Genomic DNA, 16640 nt, shown 5'->3' with positions numbered 1-16640 from the left:
AATCGTCATTTCATGAGGTACAGCGCGTGACCGCTACATTCGATAAAGTTGCCGACATTATTGCAGAAACCAGCGAGATCGACCGCGCGACGATCACGCCGGAGAGCCATACGATCGACGACCTCGGTATCGACAGCCTCGATTTCCTCGACATCGTCTTTGCGATCGACAAGGAATTCGGCATCAAGATCCCGCTCGAAAAGTGGACGCAGGAAGTCAACGAAGGCAAGGTTTCCACCGAAGAATACTTCGTGCTGAAGAACCTCTGCGCCAAGATCGACGAGCTCAAAGCAGCCAAGGCCTGAGCGATATAACAGTCTTTTTTGAACGCCCTGCCGCCGTGAATATGGCGGCCGGGCGGTTTCGTTCCTAACTAGTGCATGCCGGCCAAAAGTGCGCAGCGGTTTTGGGACAACGGCATGCATAAAACAAAGACCTAAAGTGCGAACCAGACGCGCTTTAGGCGTCACCGGCGGGCGGATCTTGCCTGTCGGGCCGGAGGATCCGAATGCTGCTGGAATATTTCCAGATGATTGACCGCGTCGAAGCGGTGGACCTGAAGAAGGGCACGCTTAAGGCGCGATCCGTCGTGCCGGCGAAGAGCCCCGTCTTCGAGGGTCATTTTCCCGGCATGCCGCTCGTTCCCGGCGTGCTGCTGATCGAGACCATGGCCCAGGCCTCCGGCATGCTGGTGCTTGCCGTCACCAATTTTGCCGCCATGCCCTTCCTGATGACGGTCGACGGCGCCAAGATGCGCACCTTCGTCGAACCGGAAGCCGTGCTCGACATCGAGGCGGTGCTCGAGCATGACGGTTCGGGTTTCGCGGTCACCAAGGCTAGAATCACCAGCGGCGGCAAGAAGGTCTGCGATGCGCAGCTGAAACTGCGCACCATGCCGTTTTCCGAGGTGCCGCTCGGCGATATCGTGAAGAAACGTGCCGGCGAGATCGGGCTTCTCGAGGCGATCGCGGCGCAGGGAGTGATTGGATGAGCAAGGCTGCAAACGACGTCGTCATCTCGGGCATCGGCATCGTCACCTGTCAGGGCGTTGGCAAGGATGCGCATATCGCGCTGCTTTCGGCCGCCAGTGCGCCCAAAGCGATCGTCGAGACCGAAAAGTTCAAGCCCTATCCGGTGCATCCGCTGCCCGAGATCGACTGGTCGCAGCAGATCGCCAAGCGCGGCGATCAACGCCAGATGGAGAACTGGCAGCGCATCGGCGTCTTCGCCGCCGGCCTTGCGCTCGACGATGCCGGTTTCAAGGACGATATCGAGGCCTGCGGCACGATGGACATGATCGTGGCGGCCGGCGGCGGCGAGCGCGACATCAATGTCGACACGCTGATCGTCGACGAGGCGCTGAAGCGCAATGACCGCGAGTTGCTGCTCAACGAGAAGCTGACGACCGAGCTGAGGCCGACGCTGTTCCTCGCCCAGCTTTCCAACCTGCTCGCCGGCAATATCTCGATCGTGCACAAGGTCACCGGCTCGTCGCGTACCTTCATGGGCGAGGAAGCAGCCGGCATATCCGCCGTCGAGACCGCCTTCTACCGCATCAAATCAGGCGAATCCTCACATGCACTTGTTGGAGGCGCCTTCGCGGCCGAACGGCCCGACATGATCCTGCTCACCGAGGCGATCGGCGCTCATGCGCGCGGCGACTGGGTGCCGCTCTGGTCGCGCAGGCCGAGCGACGGCGGCGGCATGATCACCGGTTCGGCAGGCGCCTTCCTGGTGCTGGAATCGCGCAAACACGCCGAAGCCCGCGGCGCCCATATCTATGCCGTCATCGATGCAGTCGAGGGCGACCGCGGCAATCGCAATTCCGGCAATCTCGAAGTCCGGCTGGAGCGGCTTTTGGCGCCGGCTGCCGGGCTTGCCACTGAAAGCACGGCGATCTTTTCCGGATCGACCGGCATGCACGATCTTGCCGCCCGCGAGCGGGCGGTGCTCGAGCATCAATTGCCGGACGTTGCGATCCGCGGCTTCGGCGGCGTCACCGGCCATACGATCGAGACGCAGTTTACGCTGGGTCTTGCGCTCGCCGCCCTTGCCGTCGACGGCAAGGCCAAGGTTCCGCCATTCGACGCCGCCCATGAGGCGCCGATGCGGGCAGGGATCACCGCCGCCGTCGTGACCATGGTCGGACACCAGCGCGGCGAGGGCGTTGCCGTTCTTTCCGCAGATGCGTGAGGAGTGAGAGATATGACAGCTTCCGCTTACCAGGATCATCTCGGCCGTCCGATCGTCGCCGTAACCGGCATGGGCATCATCACTTCGCTCGGCCAGGGCCTCAGTGACAACTGGGCAGCCCTTACCTCCGGCACATCGGGCATCCACGAGATCAACCGCTTCCCGACCGAGGGCCTGTCGACGCGGATCGCCGGCACCGTCGATTTCATCGGCATTCCGTTGCCGAACGCCGTCGAGCGCTCCTATGCCTTCGCCCGCGAAACGACGATCGAGGCGCTCGCCGACGCCGGCCTTTCCGGCGATTTCAACGGCCCGCTATTCCTCGCCGCCCCGCCGATCGAGCCGGAGTGGAGTGCGCGCTTCGAGCTTGCCGACCGTTCGCCGGCTTCCGACCATCCGGGGGATGCCTATGAGCGCTTCCTGACGGCGCTGCGCCAGCGTCCGGATCCGGCCTTCCATGAGGCGGCCCTGTTCGGTGCGATTTCCGAGCGCCTTGCCGACCGGTTCGGCACCCGCGGCCTTCCCGTCACGCTGTCGACCGCCTGCGCCTCCGGCGTCACGGCGATCCAGCTCGGCATCGAGGCGATCCGCCAAGGCCGCAGCGATCGCGCACTGACGGTCGCGACCGATGGATCGCTGAGTGCCGAAGCGCTGATCCGCTTCTCGTTGCTGTCAGCTCTTTCGACACAGAACGATCCGCCGACCAAGGCTTCCAAGCCGTTCAGCAAGGATCGCGACGGCTTCGTCATCGCCGAAGGCGCGGCGACGCTGGTGCTGGAATCGCTGGAATCAGCGGTCGCCCGCGGCGCCAAGGTGCTCGGCATCATGAAGGGCGCTGGCGACAAGGCCGACAGCTTCCACCGCACCCGGTCGTCGCCCGATGGCGGCCCGGCAATCGCGACGATCCGCGCGGCCCTTGCCGATGCCGGCATCGACGAGAGCGGCATCGGCTACATTAATGCGCACGGCACCTCGACGCCGGAGAACGACAAGATGGAGTATGGCGCGATGTCGGCCGTGTTCGGCGATCGGCTTGTCGGCATTCCGGTTTCGTCGAACAAGTCGATGATCGGCCATACGCTGACAGCGGCGGGTGCCGTCGAGGCGGTGTTCTCGCTGCAGACGATGTTGACTGGAACGCTGCCGCCGACGATCAACTACAACAACCCCGATCCGTCGATCGTTCTCGATGTCGTGCCGAACAAGAAGCGGGAAGCCCAGGTTTCAGCCGTGCTTTCCAACTCCTTCGGCTTCGGCGGGCAGAATGCCAGCCTTGTCATGGCGCTCGAACCGGCTTAAGCGGTTCGCGACAATTTCAAAACAAGAAGACCGTCTTGAAGGCGAGGGATTTTGCCATGCGCGCTTTGCAACTGATCGATGACCGCAAGCTTGAGATCACCGACCTGCCGGAACCGGACGCTCCTGGTGCCGGCGAGGTGACGCTGCGCGTCAAGGCGGTGGCGCTCAACCATATCGACGTCTGGGGCTGGCGCGGCATGGCATTCGCCAAGCGCAAGATGCCGCTGGTTATCGGTGCCGAAGCTTCTGGCGTCGTCGAGGCGATCGGGCCGGGCGTTGCCAACGTGCTGCCGGGCCAGCTCGTCTCCATCTACGGCGCGCGCACCTGCGGCCTCTGCCGCCCCTGCCGCGAAGGCCGCGACAATCTCTGCGAACATGTCTCCGGCGTGCACGGCTTCCATCTCGACGGCTTCGCCCAGGAGAAGGTCAACCTGCCGGCGCGCCTGCTGGTGCCAGCCCCTCCCGGCGTCGACGCGATCGGCGCGGCGCTTGCTCCGGTCACTTTCGGCACGGTCGAGCACATGCTGTTCGACAATGCCAAGCTTGAGCCGGGCGAGACGATCCTCGTCCATGCCGGCGGCTCCGGCATCGGCACGGCGGCGATCCAGCTTGCCAAGAAGATCGGCTGCACCGTCATCACCACGGTCGGTTCGGACGACAAGATCGAGAAGGCCAAGGCGCTCGGCGCCGATCACGTTATCAACTACCGCACCGACCGTTTCGAAGGCGTGGTGCGCAAGCTCACCAAGAAGAAGGGCGTCGACGTCGTTTTCGAACATGTAGGCAAGGACACCTGGGCAGGCTCGATGCTCTGCATGAAGCGCGGCGGGCGCCTCGTCACCTGCGGCTCGACCTCGGGTGTTTCCACTGAGATGAACCTGATGATGCTGTTCCAGCAACAACTCAAGCTCTTCGGTTCCTTCGGCTGCCGCATGGAGAACATGGCGAATGCGATGCAGAAGATGGGCCGCGGGCTCGTCCATCCCGTCATCGATACCGAGGTCAGCTTCAGCGATATCGACCGGGCGCTGGAGCGGATGGAATCGCGCCAGATCTTCGGCAAGATCATCCTGAAGATGGATTGACCGCGTGAAGCTTTTCATCACCCGGATCGTTCTGGCGCTCAGGAATTTCCAGCAATGGCTGGTGGCTCAGCTGATGTTCGGCTTCATGAATTTCCTGAAGCTGTTTCCGGCCGATGGCGCGATCCGCTTTGCCGACAGGATGATGCGACGCCTCGGCCGGCTGACCGGCCGCCACAGATTGATGCTGACCAATCTGCGCAACGCCTTTCCCGAGAAGCGCGAGGCCGAGATCGAGGAGATCGCGCTCGCCAGCTGGGGCAATATGGGCCGGCTTGCTGCGGAATACGTCTTCCTCGACCAGTTGTTCGACTATGATCCTGAAAAGTCGGAGCCGGGCAGGGTGGAGGTGTCGGGCGTCCCGATCTTCCTCGACCTGCGTGACAATCCGCGCCCCTTCATCGTCTTTACCGGACATACCGCCAATTTCGAGCTGCTGCCGGTGGCGGGAGCCGCCTTCGGGCTCACCGTGACCGTGCTCTTTCGGCCGCCGAATAATCCTTATGTCGCCAAGAAGGTGTTCGACTTCCGGAGCGCCCGCATGGGCAAGCTGGTGCCCTCGCACGCAGGCTCGTCTTTCGCGCTCGCCCGTCAGTTGGAAGCAGGTCAGGGCGTGGGCGTGCTGGTCGATCAGAAATTCCGCAAGGGGCTGAAGGGCACCTTCTTCGGGCGCGACGTCAAGACCAATCCGCTGCTGCCGAAGCTGGTGCGTCAGTTCGACTGCGAAGTCTATCCAGCGCGCTGCATCCGGCTGCCGGGAAATCGCTACCGGCTGGAAATCGAGCCGCGGCTGGACATGCCGCGCGATGCCAAGGGCAACCTCGACCTGCCGGCCGCCGCCCAGCTGCTCAACGACAAGGTGGAAAGCTGGGTGCGGGAATATCCGGAACAGTGGCTCTGGTATCACGACCGCTGGCAGATCAAGCAGACGCTCGCGCCTTAGAATAGGATGCTCCAGAATAATAGTTGGAGCATGATGTCGCCCGAAAACCGCTGACACTTTTCGGCATCATACTCTAAAAAAGGTCCACCCCCATTTATCAGCGGTGAAAAGCGGCAGGTGCTCTCGGATTGAATCTGAGGGCACTTCATGTTACCCGTCACCACCAAGACGCGAATAATGTCTACCGGAAGGCGCATTTTTGGGAAATGCAGCCATGTGAGGTTTCGGACTCGTCTCTTGGGACAATGGGAGTGGAGGCGTCTTGCTGGAGCTTTTTCGAGCTTTTTCCTTGCGTTGCGTGCAAATCGAGGAAGCCATACGCCTGGGCGACGATCAACGTGTCACGGCGCTCGACCGCCATGTCGAGCCGCTGGTCGAGGCAATCCTCGCCTACCGGGCAGTCAATCTGCTCGAAGTCTACATGCAGCTACAGTTTGTGAGCCATCTGATCAGCCAGGATGCCGACGACAGCGCCAGCGTCACGGAGCACACGTCGGTGCTTTCCTACCTGCTCGACCGCTATTTCGGGGCACATGGGCCGGACTGGCGCGTGCCTTCGCCGCAGGATGTGCGCATCGAGCCGCCGCCAGCCTATGTGCCTGATACCGACAATGGCCAGTTCCTCAACGCGGTAATCCTGGAAAGCCTACCGGATCGCGTGGCGGTGCTGACAAGGGACTATCGCTACCTCTATTCCAATCCAGCCAACAGCGCCCATCTCAACAGGAAGCCGATGGAGCTCATCGGCCGTCACCTTTCCGAATTCATCGGCGAGGAGCGGTTTGCCGAATGCGCCAAGCATAAGCTCGACGCCTGTTTTGCCGGCGAACAGATCGACTATTCCTATGAGCGCTCGGCGGGCAGCGGCAAATCGCGGCAGGTGCGCTGTCGCATGTCGCCGCTGCGCGATGCGGGCGGTACGGTGATCGGCGCCCTGCTCGTCATGGAAGATCTCGATCGGCTGTCGCAGACTGCCTGATCTAGGTCGGCAGCCTTAGGCAGCCTGACCAACTCGGCTGCCTCGGGCAGTCTGGCTAAGCAGCCGCCCAGACGGCGAGCTCGTAACCATCGCGGTCGAGGAAGTGGAAGCGACGGCCGCCGGGAAAATCGGTGATCGGCCGGCAGATCGTGCCGCCGGCTCTTTCGACTGAGGTCAGCACTTCTTCCAGATCACTGGCATAGACGACGACGAGCGGGCCGCCGCCCGGCCGCACCGGTCCGAAATCGGAAAAGCCGCCCTTCAACCGGCCATCGTCGAATTCGCAATAATTGGGGCCGTAATCGGTGAAGCGCCAGCCGAAGGCCGAGCCGTAAAAGGCTTTGGCGGCGGCGATGTCGGCGACGTTGAATTCGACATAGTCGATGCGGCGGTCGTGGTTTTCTGTCTTCTCGGCCATCTATCTCTCCATCAGGGCTTTCAGCATGGCGAGATCCTTCTCGACATGGGCGGCATCGGCGGAAAACTGTGTGTCGGTCATGCCGGGTAGGCGCAGCAGCGTGAACATGACCTCGCAGCCATCGCCGTTCGGCACGATGCGCAGAGCATTATAAACCCTGAGGCCGGATTCGATCGTCACCGTATGGTCGATCACGCCGAATTCATTGGCAGGAACGAAGCTCACCTTGACGCTGCCGAGAGCGCCGTGGGCGATCCAGTCGGCGCCGTGAGTCTCTAAGCCGGTCGCAAGGCCGGAGGCCCAGAGCGGCATGTTCTCTGGCTTGCCGGCGAAGTCATAGACGTCGCGCCAGTCGCGCTCTATCGACAGGTGTAGGATTTTCGCGGGCATTGTCGACATGGCTTGCAGGTCCCTGGCATTTGGTTTCGTCAGAATAACAGACCGGCCAGCAGCGTCTTGAACAAATCGGTCAATCGGCTCTTTGCCGTATGCTGAGCTGGCCGAGAATGACGGCAGGTGTCAGCGTCGAGAGCTCGCCGACCTCGCGTGTCATGTGGGGCTGGTCGGCAAAGCCCGCTTCGAGCGCAAGGCGGGCAAGCGGCATAGCGCCCGACCTGCGGCAGAGGTCGAGGAAACGCTGGAACCGGCGAATCCGTTCCAGCGTCTTTGCGCCGTAGCCGAAATGGTGGTGGCAGCGGCGGCGCAGCTGCCTTTCACTCATGCCGAGGCGGTCGAGCAGGCCGGACACCGGGCGAGCATTGTCGGCGGCGGCGAAGATCATGGCGGCGTCGCGGGCTGGCTCCTCCTCATTGCGCGCGGTCTCTTCGAGCAGGCGGCTAAACAGCGCCGTGGCGGCCGGGGGGTCGAGACAATCCGCAAGCCGCGCTTCGAATTCGGCGGTGTCCTTTCGGCCGATGTCAGCAAGGGGCACCGAGCACCCGACCAGTGCCGAGAGCGGCGTTTTCAGCCAGGGTGCTGCGGCGCCGGGCGCAAAACGTGCGCCGATGACAGTCGCGCCCGGCCGGATGACGGGAAAGGCCGCTGTCCGGTCAGGGCCGGCGACGACCAGCCGGCCGTCGATCCAGAGCAGGTCGCAATAGCCGTCCGGCACGATCGCCACCATTGCCGGCGGTCCGTCATGCAGCGCATGCGACCAGAGGCGGCTGAAATGGCGTCGCAGCGCCGGCGGCGGCATAGCCTCGCGGTACTGGCCGGCGCGGGCCGCCAGGAGAGCCGTATCTTTTCGTCTTCCCGATGACAATGTGATATCTCCCGATGCCCTGATGATAACATGAGATAGGGCATTGCGGGCAGGGCGCACGAAAAACTCAGGGCTTCCGGACTGGGCGCCAGCCGGCGGGTTGTCGGACAAGCGGCGATATTGCAAGCTTCATTTCATTGGCTTTTGCGAACCGATTAGACCCTTGCGAGACTTGCCGTTTGACCGAGACAGTGCCACAACACCGGTCCAAATGACACATCGGAGGTTTGTCGTGGAAAAGGCAGAAATCGGACTGATCGGCCTTGCGGTCATGGGCTCCAACCTGGCGCTCAACATCGCGGAGAAAGGCAATAAAATCGCGGTCTTCAACCGCACGCCGGAGAAAACCGACGAATTCTACGAAAGCGCCGGCGATCTGAAGAAGCAGATCATTCCTTGCAAGACCATCGAGGAATTCGTCGATGCGATCCGGCCGCCGCGCCCGATCATCATCATGATCAAGGCGGGCGAGCCCGTCGACCAGCAGATGGAGCTGCTGCGCCCGCATCTCTCCAAGGGCGACATCATGATCGATGCCGGCAACGCCAATTTCCGCGACACCGTCGCCCGCTTCGATCGGCTGAAGAATACCGATCTGACCTTCATCGGCATGGGTGTTTCCGGCGGCGAAGAAGGTGCGCGCCACGGCCCGTCGATCATGGTCGGCGGCACTGAAGAGTCCTGGAAGCGCGTCGAGAAGGTGCTGACCTCGATTGCCGCCCGTTACAATGACGAGCCCTGCGTCGCCTGGCTCGGCAATGACGGCGCCGGCCATTTCGTCAAGACCATCCACAACGGCATCGAATATGCCGACATGCAGATGATCGCCGAAATCTACGGCATCCTGCGCGACGGCCTCGGCAAGAGTGCCTCCGAAATCTCCGGCATCTTCGGCGAATGGAACAAGGGCCGGCTGAACTCCTACCTGATCGAAATCTCCGAGAAGGTGCTTGCCGCAACCGATCCGGTTTCCGGCGGGCCGATGGTCGATATGATCCTCGACAAGGCCGGCCAGAAGGGTACCGGCAAGTGGTCGGCGATCGAGGCGCAGAACATGGGCATTCCGGCAACGGCGATCGAAGCCGCGGTCGCCGCCCGCAGCCTCTCCTCGATGAAATCGCAGCGCGAAGCCGCCGAAAAGATCTTCGGGACGCAGGCCGTGTCCTTCCCGATCGCTTACGGCCCCGAGCTCAACAAGGATCTCGAACTGGCGCTGTTTGCCGCCAAGATCGGCGCCTATGCGCAGGGCTTCGCGGTGATGGCGGAAGCGTCGCGCGAGTTCAACTGGTCACTGCCGATGCCGACGATTGCCAGGATCTGGCGTGCCGGCTGCATCATCCGCTCGCAGTTCCTCGACGAGATCACCTCGGCCTTTACCAAGGCGCCTGATGCTGCAAACCTCATCGTCACGCCAGCCTTCTCCGACATGGTCAAGGAATCGGTCCCGGCGCTGCGCCGTGTCGTCGGTGCCGCGATTGCCGCCGGCCTGCCGGTGCCGGCGCTGACCTCGGCGCTGACCTATTTCGACGCCTATCGCCAGGGCAGGGGAACGGCAAACCTCATCCAGGCACAGCGCGACTTCTTCGGCGCCCACGGCTTCGACCGCCTTGATGGTAGGGATTTCCACCACGGCCCCTGGGGCAGCGGTGCCTCGACCTTCTGAGGTTTTCCGATTTTTCAAGGAGAGGCCCGGCCACAGTGCCGGGCCTTTTGCTGAGATGCCGCGGCCGAGAACCCGGAGATCTAAGTGACGAGCATTCGGATAGCCGCCGCGCAGACGCCGGAATTTCGGGAGAATGTCGGAGCGGCCTTGGATTATGCGGTTAGGGTCGCGGCGCTCGCCGAGGCTGATGGCGTGGTCCTGCTGGTCTTTCCAGAAGGTTTTCTGCAGGGCTACCTGACCGATGAACGATCGGCGCGGTGTGTTGCCTTCGATCTCGCATCGGCCGAGTTCGCGGCGGTCCTGGATCGGTTGCCGAAGTCGGGACCGGTGCTGGTCATGGGGCTGATCGAGATCGATGACGGGCGATTGTTCAACACCGCCGTCGTCGTCGAGCGCGGCGTTCTCCTCGGCCGCTACCGGAAGGCCCACCTGTTGCGTGGCGAACGGGCTTTCGAGGCAGGAAAAGACAGTCCGCTCTTTGCGATCGGTGCCCTACGCTACGGGATCAACATCTGCTACGACACCAATTTTCCGGAAGCGGCCGCAAAGGTCGCCGCGTCTGGCGCGTCGCTGATCCTATGCCTGTCCAACAACATGATGCCACGGGAAAAGGCGGAAATATTCAAGCCGCTGCATAATGCCGTTCGAGGTGAAAGATGCCGCGAGACAGGCTTGTGGCTGATATCGTCCGACGTGACGGGCGAGCACGACGGGCGCATCGCCTGGGGGCCGACGGCGGTGCTGAACCAGGAAGGGCAGGTCGTGGCGCAACTGCCGCTGGAGGAGCCCGGCTTGCTGGTCTTCGACTTTCCCTGTGATGGACAAGATGCAGGTGCTCGACTCAAATGACGAGCACTGCGAAATCCGGGAATGTGCCCGAAAGTTGGATGGGGACAGTATCCCCATCCACTTCTCATGGCTGGCTTAGATCGGTTGGCCAACGTCAATACGGTTGCCGTCGGGGTCTTCAAACACGAAGGCCCGCAATCCGTAGTCCTTGTCCTGAAGGCTCTTGATGATTCTCAGCCCATATTGCTGGCAAACCGTGTGCAGGGCATCGACATTGTCGACCATCAGGTGGGCAACATTGAAGTCTGCAGCCTTGTGGTTCGGCTGCAAGGTGAGATGCACTTCACCCTGATCGCGCTTCAGGATCATGAAGCCGACAGGATTGCCGTTCTCGAATGTTTTCTTGAAGCCGAGGATATTGGCGTAAAAATCATAGGCCTTGGTCATGTCCTTGACCGGCAGCATGGCGGCAATTCGTCCGAAACGAACACCGTGATCGGCGATATCATTCATCGCAGAACCTCTGATTGCGAAGACGCAAACCACCTTCCGGACGGTGCCGACAGAGATGGTACGCTCCGATGTTTCGATCAGCAGGACGGTGCCCACGAGCTTAGGTCTATAGCCTCGGAATCCTCTTCGGAAGAGGGGGTAGCGGAATCTCCGCGAGATTTTCGTGGGATCTACGACACTCCGTTTCAATGGGATAAGACATTGTTTGTACGGGCAGCCCTGACGACAACGCGCTTGAGGAATTGACAGAGATGCTTATCCGAGACGAAACGCCTGATGATATCGATGCGATTCATGATCTGACCTCGACCGCCTTCAAGCCGATGCCCTACAGCGACGGTACGGAAGCGGAAATTGTCCGAAGACTTCGTGCGGCGGGCGATCTCAAGATATCGCTGGTGGCCGAGCAGGGCGGCGAGATTCTCGGGCATGTGGCGTTTTCGCCGGTGACGATCAACGGCGCGCATGACGGCTGGTTCGGGCTGGGGCCGATATCGGTCAAGCCGGAGAGACAGCGGCAGGGCATCGGCAAGGCGATGATTGCACGGGGTCTCGAATTGTTGAACGAGATGGGCGCCAGCGGATGCGCCCTGATCGGCAATCCCGAGATCTACAGCCGTGTCGGTTTCAGCAGCGATGGACAACTGGAGTATCTCGACCTCGATACGCGGCTCGTGCAGAGGATTGTTTTTCGCGGATCTCCGCCAAGCGGGACGTTGCAATTCGCCTCGGCATTTGAAAGCTAGAATATTTCGTTCAACGGCCGAAACTCCAAACCCAACCTGACAGAGAAGGCGACTTGTCCGAAGCGGGCGCGATAACCATTCGAACCGAGCGTCTCAGGCTCCGCATGCCTGACATCGCGATTTCGCCGCCTATGCGCAGATCATGGCGTCGCCGCGATCGATCGGAATGGGTGGTCCGTTCGATCTGCGCGCGGCGTGGGGGATGTTCTGTCACGACGTCGCTCTGTGGCAGCTTTTCGGGCACGGAGCGCTGACGATCGAGCTTGGCGAAACCGGCGAATGCGTCGGTCAGGTGGGGATCAATCACGGACCGCTCTTTCCCGAAAAGGAATTGGGCTGGTTCGTCTACGAGGAATACGAGGGCAGAGGCTATGCGACCGAAGCGGCCTTGGCGCTGCGCAACTGGGCCTTCGCGACGCTCAAGCTGCCGTCGCTGGTCAGCTATATTGCTCCCGGCAATGCTGCATCCGCTGCCGTTGCCGAACGGCTGGGCGCACGCCTCGATCCTGCTGCACCCAGAGATGACCCTAAGGATCTGGTTTATCGTCACTTCGCTTCCTGAACGGAGAACATGGTCCTGGGTACACTGCGACTGGTTGCAGACGTCTCAGTCCCTACATGTTGATCGGTTAGGGAATCGGGCTCTGCAAGAGATGGGGATATCGGATGACAGGCGAGAAGCGGGAACACTGGGACGAGGTCTATCGGACGAAATCTGCCGACAGCGTCAGCTGGTATCAGCCGACGCCCGGGCCTTCCTTGCAGGCGCTTGACGCGCTGCAACTGCCGGCCACGGCCTCGCTGATCGATGTAGGCGGCGGCGCATCGAGCCTTGTCGACCGTCTTGTCGAGCGCGGGTGGTCCGACCTCACCGTCCTCGACATAGCCGCGCCGGCGCTCGAAGTCGCCAAGGCGCGGCTGCGGGATGAAGCCGCCCGCATCGCCTGGGTGGTTGCCGACGTCACGTCATGGCAGCCCGACCGCCATTACGATGTGTGGCACGACCGCGCCGTCTTTCACTTCCTCACCGAGCCAGAGCAGCGGCTGGCCTATCGTCGAGCACTCGAAACCGGCACGGCGCCGGGCAGCGTCGTGATCATCGCGACCTTCGCGCCGGACGGGCCGGAACGGTGCAGCGGCTTGCCGGTCCAGCGTTACGACGCGGTGGCGCTTGCGACCGAATTCTCGTCCACCTTCGCGCTTCAGCATGACTGGCGGGAGGAACACACGACACCGGGTGGCGGCCGGCAGTCGTTCCAGTGGTGCGTTTTTCGGAGGCGCTGAGCCCCTTCGAGAAGGCGGCCGAGAGAGACCCTAACGATCTCGTCTACTGCTGCCTCGTTTCCGGAGAGAGGCAGTCGAGGATGAAATCCGCCCGGTCGGCGACCACGATTTTCGGCAGCGTGACGACGTCGTAGCCGAGCGTCGGATAGACGGCGGCAAGTCGATCATATTCGGCGACCGCCTCGTCGAAGCCATGGCGCCGCTCGGGGTCGGTCGTGTAGATTTCGGGCCATGGCGGCGTGAGAAAAACCCTCTGGTGATAGCGGTGGGCGGCGCTCAATTTCTCCAGGACCTGTTCTCCGGTCAGGTGCTGCAGCGCTGCCGCCGCATCGATCAGCCCACGATCGAAAAACGTCCAGCCGGACTGCTCACGCGCCGCCGTGTGGTCGGCCATCGCCATCTCGATTGCGCGGCGAGCAAAGGCCGCCATGTCGACCCAGGGCAGGGCTGCGCCGTCGCCCTCGAGTTCCTGTTTGACGATCCGCCGGCCGGGTTCTTCGACGATGGAATGACCGCGGGCGGCAAGTTCTGCAAGCAGTGTCGATTTTCCGCCGCCGGAACATCCCGAAATCAAGACCAGCCTGTTCATGATCAAGCTCCCGTCTCAGGCGGCCCGTCGGCTCCGCGCCAGGCCGTGATCCACCAGGCGGTCGATGATTTCGGCGTAGGTGACGCCGCTTGCCGCCATCGCCTTGGAATACATGCTGATATCGGTAAAGCCGGGGATGGTGTTGATTTCATTGACGAGGAACTGCATGTCATCCGTCAGGAAGAAGTCAATGCGGGCCATGCCATCGCAGCCGACGGCTCTGAAGGCTTTTGAGGCCACGTCGCGCATGGCGGTCTCGATCTCCTGCGGCAGTTCGGCCGGCACTTTCAGCACAGCACCTTTCTCGTCGATATATTTGGCATCGTAACTATAGAAGCCGTGGCTTTCGGCCGGCACGATCTCGCCCGGCCGAGAGACGAAGAGTTCTCCTGCCGTATCTTCCAAGACGCTGAATTCGATCTCACGGCCGCGCACGAATTCCTCGGCGAGCAGCGTGCGATCGTGGCGGAAGGCCTCAGTAAGGGCGGGCGCGAATTCCTGGCTGGCATGGACCTTGGCGACGCCGACCGACGATCCCTGGCGCGCAGGCTTGATGAAGAGCGGCAGGCCGAGCTCACCTTCCAAGGCTGCCAGTGAAGGGGCGGCACCCTCATGGATCGTCACCGCGCGCGCCACCGGCAGGCCCGCTGCCCTCAGCAGGCGTTTGGCGATGTCCTTGTCGAGCGCTGCGGCCGAACCGAGGATGCCGCAACCGGCGAGTGGGACGCGGGCCACCTCCGTAGCGCCCTGCACCGATCCGTCCTCGCCATGCGGGCCGTGCAGCACGGGAAACAGGATGTCGATCCTCGCCAGCTCATGCGGCGCGCCATGAGCCGGCATCGCCAGCATCCGGCCGTGCCCACCCGGCACCAGGCAGATTTCCGTGCCCGATGAAGGCGTCGCCAGTATACCGTCCTCGAAATTGCTCAGCAGCCATTGCCCCTCGCGCGTGATGAAGACAGGGACGGCGTCGTATTTCTCGGGCTTGAGTGCACCCATGACATTGGTTGCCGAGAGCACGGAAACCTCATGCTCGGCCGAGCGGCCGCCGAAGAGCACGGCAATGCGCAGCCTGTTTGGGGATGGGGTCATGAAAGGCTCCGAAACGATCTGGTGTTGAAAAAGGTCAGGCGTCGACCGATATGCCGCGATTGGCGAAGAAACGGTCGAAAATGGCGAGCGGCAGTGTGACATCGGCCTGGCTCGCTTCGTCATGACCGGACGGGTTGTGAAAGCGGATTGTCGCGTCGCTGGCTGCCGTCACCAGCACCAGATGTCCGCCTTTCGACGGCGGCTCGCGCTCCGGCCAGCGGATGCCCGAGTTCACCGAGGCGATGAAAAACCGGCGCTTCGACAGAAGCTCGGGAATGGCCGATGTCTCGACGCCGGTGATCGTCTCCGCGCTAAGCCCGAAACGGTCGGCGGCGAATCGGACGAAGGGTGCGTAGATCAGTCCTTTGATCGTTGCATCGATCTCGTTGACGACATAACCGCCATAGGCGGTGCAGGCGCGGGCAAGCTCGAGGGTCGGATGGATTTCGCCACGCGCGGCAAGGATCATCTTCAGGCAGGCCATGCCGCAGACATTGACCGCCCAGCGCGCATACTCCTCGATCGTCGCGGCTCCCGAATGGCGCCAGAGTGGATCGCCGAGCAAGGCCTGCGATCCCTCGGCAAGCACCGGCAACGTCATGCCGGGTGTTTCCCATTGGCTGAAATAGGGCACGCCGCTCTGCTGCATCCTGTCGATATCCCCGTGACTCGTCTCTTGAGATGGCGGGCAATCTTGGCTTTTTTCGAACCGATGCCCCGCTTGCGAATGTAAGGCTAAGGTGCCGTTTTCTTCAGGTCCACTTAATTAAAATAAGCATATAGGTTAGAAATTATGGCCGATTGATCAACCGGAGAAACGGGCTTGGATTTCTTCCGATTGCGCACACTTCGCGAGCTCTCGCGCCGCGAGACGATGGCAGCGGTTGCTGATGCGCTCGGCATTTCCTCGTCGGCCGTGTCCCAGCAGATCGCCCAGCTGGAAGACGAAGTCGGCATTGCGCTCGTCGAGCGGCGTGGGCGAGGGGTGACGCTGACACCGGCCGGCCGGCGGCTCGTCCTGCATGCCGACCGGATCTTCGGCATCGTCGAGGAAGCCAAAACCGATATTGCCGAGCTGCAGAACGTCGTCGCCGGCGACCTCAGGATCGTCGCCCAACCCTCGGCGGCCTCGTCCTTCATCCCCGCCGCAATACGGCAACTGGCGATCGACCATCCGCATCTCAACATCGTCATGACGACGATGGGACCTGCCGAAGGCCTGGCAGCGCTCCGGGCCTGGCAGGCCGATATCGTCGTTGCCGACGACATATCGTTCGATCCGCATACGCTGGAGGGCACGGCCGACACGCTCTTTCTGTGCCGCGACCAGCTCTACGTGCTTCTGCCGGCTGGCCACAGGCTGGAGAACGAGCCCGTCATCGAACTCGCACAGCTGAGGGATGAACATTGGGCGCTTGACGTCGCCTCCAGCGCCTATTCCATGGCCATCCGCCAGGCCTGCCGCGACATCGGTTTCGAGCCCGTCATCAACGGCTTCAGCGACAGTTTCGAAGTGGTGTTCGCACTGGTAGAAGCCCGGTGCTCGATTTCGGTGATGCCCGGGCTGGCGCTGAGAGATTTCGGCGGAGCGCTGTTCGTCAAACCCTTGGTGCCATCCGTTTGCCGTGGTATCCATGCGATTACCCGGCGTAGCGAGGCGCGTAACCCGAAGATCGCCGCGGTGCTCGATCAACTGGTAAAGAGCGCGCCACGGGATTTGAACAGATCTTGATTTTCGCGCGAATGCACTCTTGGCAGGAGCGATCATATCGGGCACTCTTGGTTCATG

Annotated in this window: 19 protein-coding genes and 1 pseudogene; 13 read left to right on the top strand and 7 right to left on the bottom strand. The window is 62.1% G+C overall.

Going from position 1 to position 16640, the window contains the following annotated elements; all coding sequences use genetic code 11:
* The first annotated feature begins 26 nt into the window (after positions 1–26).
* The 7 genes from AC2444_RS11935 to AC2444_RS11905 all read left to right on the top strand — a co-directional run bounded on the left by AC2444_RS11935 (position 27) and on the right by AC2444_RS11905 (position 6496).
* Positions 27–305, top strand: a complete 279-nt coding sequence (locus AC2444_RS11935) for an acyl carrier protein (protein ID WP_003540486.1) — start codon at positions 27–29, stop codon at positions 303–305.
* A gap of 203 nt (positions 306–508) precedes the next feature.
* Positions 509–991, top strand: coding sequence for a 3-hydroxyacyl-ACP dehydratase FabZ family protein (locus tag AC2444_RS11930; RefSeq protein WP_012757827.1), 483 nt, complete (start codon positions 509–511; stop codon positions 989–991).
* Complete coding sequence (locus tag AC2444_RS11925; protein ID WP_012757826.1) at positions 988–2193, top strand: beta-ketoacyl-ACP synthase; 1206 nt, start codon at positions 988–990, stop codon at positions 2191–2193. Before AC2444_RS11930 ends, AC2444_RS11925 begins: the two co-directional genes overlap by 4 nt.
* Before the next feature lie 12 nt (positions 2194–2205).
* Positions 2206–3492 (top strand): beta-ketoacyl-ACP synthase, encoded by a 1287-nt coding sequence (locus AC2444_RS11920; RefSeq protein WP_012757825.1) that lies wholly within the window; start codon positions 2206–2208, stop codon positions 3490–3492.
* A 56-nt stretch (positions 3493–3548) separates the two neighbouring features.
* Positions 3549–4577, top strand: a complete 1029-nt coding sequence (locus tag AC2444_RS11915) for a zinc-binding dehydrogenase (protein ID WP_012757824.1) — start codon at positions 3549–3551, stop codon at positions 4575–4577.
* Positions 4578–4581: 4 nt separating this feature from the next.
* Complete coding sequence (locus AC2444_RS11910; RefSeq protein WP_012757823.1) at positions 4582–5517, top strand: lipid A biosynthesis lauroyl acyltransferase; 936 nt, start codon at positions 4582–4584, stop codon at positions 5515–5517.
* A 262-nt stretch (positions 5518–5779) separates the two neighbouring features.
* Positions 5780–6496, top strand: coding sequence for a PAS domain-containing protein (locus AC2444_RS11905; RefSeq protein ID WP_012757822.1), 717 nt, complete (start codon positions 5780–5782; stop codon positions 6494–6496).
* A gap of 55 nt (positions 6497–6551) precedes the next feature.
* Here AC2444_RS11905 and AC2444_RS11900 read toward each other — a convergent pair whose 3' ends face one another.
* From AC2444_RS11900 to AC2444_RS11890, 3 genes are all read right to left on the bottom strand, one after another.
* Positions 6552–6914 carry a VOC family protein gene (locus AC2444_RS11900; RefSeq protein WP_003540467.1) on the bottom strand — a complete coding sequence of 121 codons (363 nt, stop codon included), beginning with the start codon at positions 6912–6914 and terminating at the stop codon, positions 6552–6554.
* Entirely contained in the window at positions 6915–7313 is a 399-nt protein-coding gene (locus tag AC2444_RS11895) for a polyketide cyclase (protein ID WP_012757821.1), read from the bottom strand. It abuts the gene before it with no gap.
* A 70-nt stretch (positions 7314–7383) separates the two neighbouring features.
* Positions 7384–8175, bottom strand: a complete 792-nt coding sequence (locus tag AC2444_RS11890) for a helix-turn-helix domain-containing protein (RefSeq protein WP_012757820.1) — start codon at positions 8173–8175, stop codon at positions 7384–7386.
* 211 nt (positions 8176–8386) lie between these two features.
* Between AC2444_RS11890 and gndA the strand changes: the two genes are divergently transcribed.
* A complete protein-coding gene (gndA, locus tag AC2444_RS11885; protein ID WP_171815688.1) occupies positions 8387–9838 on the top strand; it encodes an NADP-dependent phosphogluconate dehydrogenase in 1452 nt (483 codons plus the stop codon).
* An 84-nt stretch (positions 9839–9922) separates the two neighbouring features.
* Positions 9923–10687, top strand: coding sequence for a carbon-nitrogen hydrolase family protein (locus AC2444_RS11880; RefSeq protein WP_012757818.1), 765 nt, complete (start codon positions 9923–9925; stop codon positions 10685–10687).
* Between the two features lie 75 nt (positions 10688–10762).
* On the opposite strand, the gene AC2444_RS11875 is transcribed toward AC2444_RS11880, so the two are convergent.
* Positions 10763–11140 carry a VOC family protein gene (locus AC2444_RS11875; protein WP_012757817.1) on the bottom strand — a complete coding sequence of 126 codons (378 nt, stop codon included), beginning with the start codon at positions 11138–11140 and terminating at the stop codon, positions 10763–10765.
* Positions 11141–11391: 251 nt separating this feature from the next.
* On the opposite strand from AC2444_RS11875, the gene AC2444_RS11870 reads away from it, so the two are divergent.
* The 3 genes and pseudogenes from AC2444_RS11870 to AC2444_RS11860 all read left to right on the top strand — a co-directional run bounded on the left by AC2444_RS11870 (position 11392) and on the right by AC2444_RS11860 (position 13170).
* Positions 11392–11886, top strand: a complete 495-nt coding sequence (locus tag AC2444_RS11870) for a GNAT family N-acetyltransferase (protein WP_012757816.1) — start codon at positions 11392–11394, stop codon at positions 11884–11886.
* Positions 11887–11939: 53 nt separating this feature from the next.
* Positions 11940–12448: pseudogene (locus AC2444_RS11865) on the top strand (GNAT family N-acetyltransferase).
* Positions 12449–12552: 104 nt separating this feature from the next.
* Positions 12553–13170 (top strand): class I SAM-dependent methyltransferase, encoded by a 618-nt coding sequence (locus tag AC2444_RS11860; RefSeq protein WP_012757815.1) that lies wholly within the window; start codon positions 12553–12555, stop codon positions 13168–13170.
* 43 nt (positions 13171–13213) lie between these two features.
* Here AC2444_RS11860 and AC2444_RS11855 read toward each other — a convergent pair whose 3' ends face one another.
* From AC2444_RS11855 to AC2444_RS11845, 3 genes are read right to left on the bottom strand one after another with little or no spacing between them, the layout of a single operon-like run.
* On the bottom strand, positions 13214–13759 hold the full coding sequence (locus AC2444_RS11855) for an AAA family ATPase (protein ID WP_012757814.1): 546 nt from the start codon (positions 13757–13759) through the stop codon (positions 13214–13216).
* A 15-nt stretch (positions 13760–13774) separates the two neighbouring features.
* A complete protein-coding gene (locus AC2444_RS11850) occupies positions 13775–14851 on the bottom strand; it encodes a D-alanine--D-alanine ligase family protein (RefSeq protein ID WP_012757813.1) in 1077 nt (358 codons plus the stop codon).
* A gap of 34 nt (positions 14852–14885) precedes the next feature.
* Positions 14886–15500: a C39 family peptidase gene (locus tag AC2444_RS11845; RefSeq protein ID WP_012757812.1), complete on the bottom strand. Its 615-nt coding sequence runs from the start codon at positions 15498–15500 to the stop codon at positions 14886–14888.
* A gap of 174 nt (positions 15501–15674) precedes the next feature.
* Between AC2444_RS11845 and AC2444_RS11840 the strand changes: the two genes are divergently transcribed.
* Positions 15675–16583, top strand: a complete 909-nt coding sequence (locus AC2444_RS11840; RefSeq protein WP_012757811.1) for a LysR family transcriptional regulator — start codon at positions 15675–15677, stop codon at positions 16581–16583.
* Positions 16584–16640: the final 57 nt, after the last annotated feature.

This window comes from Rhizobium sp. WSM1328, assembly GCF_057653715.1.
Note: the sequence above shows the minus strand (reverse complement) of the source record. Positions and strands in the feature narration are given on the sequence as shown.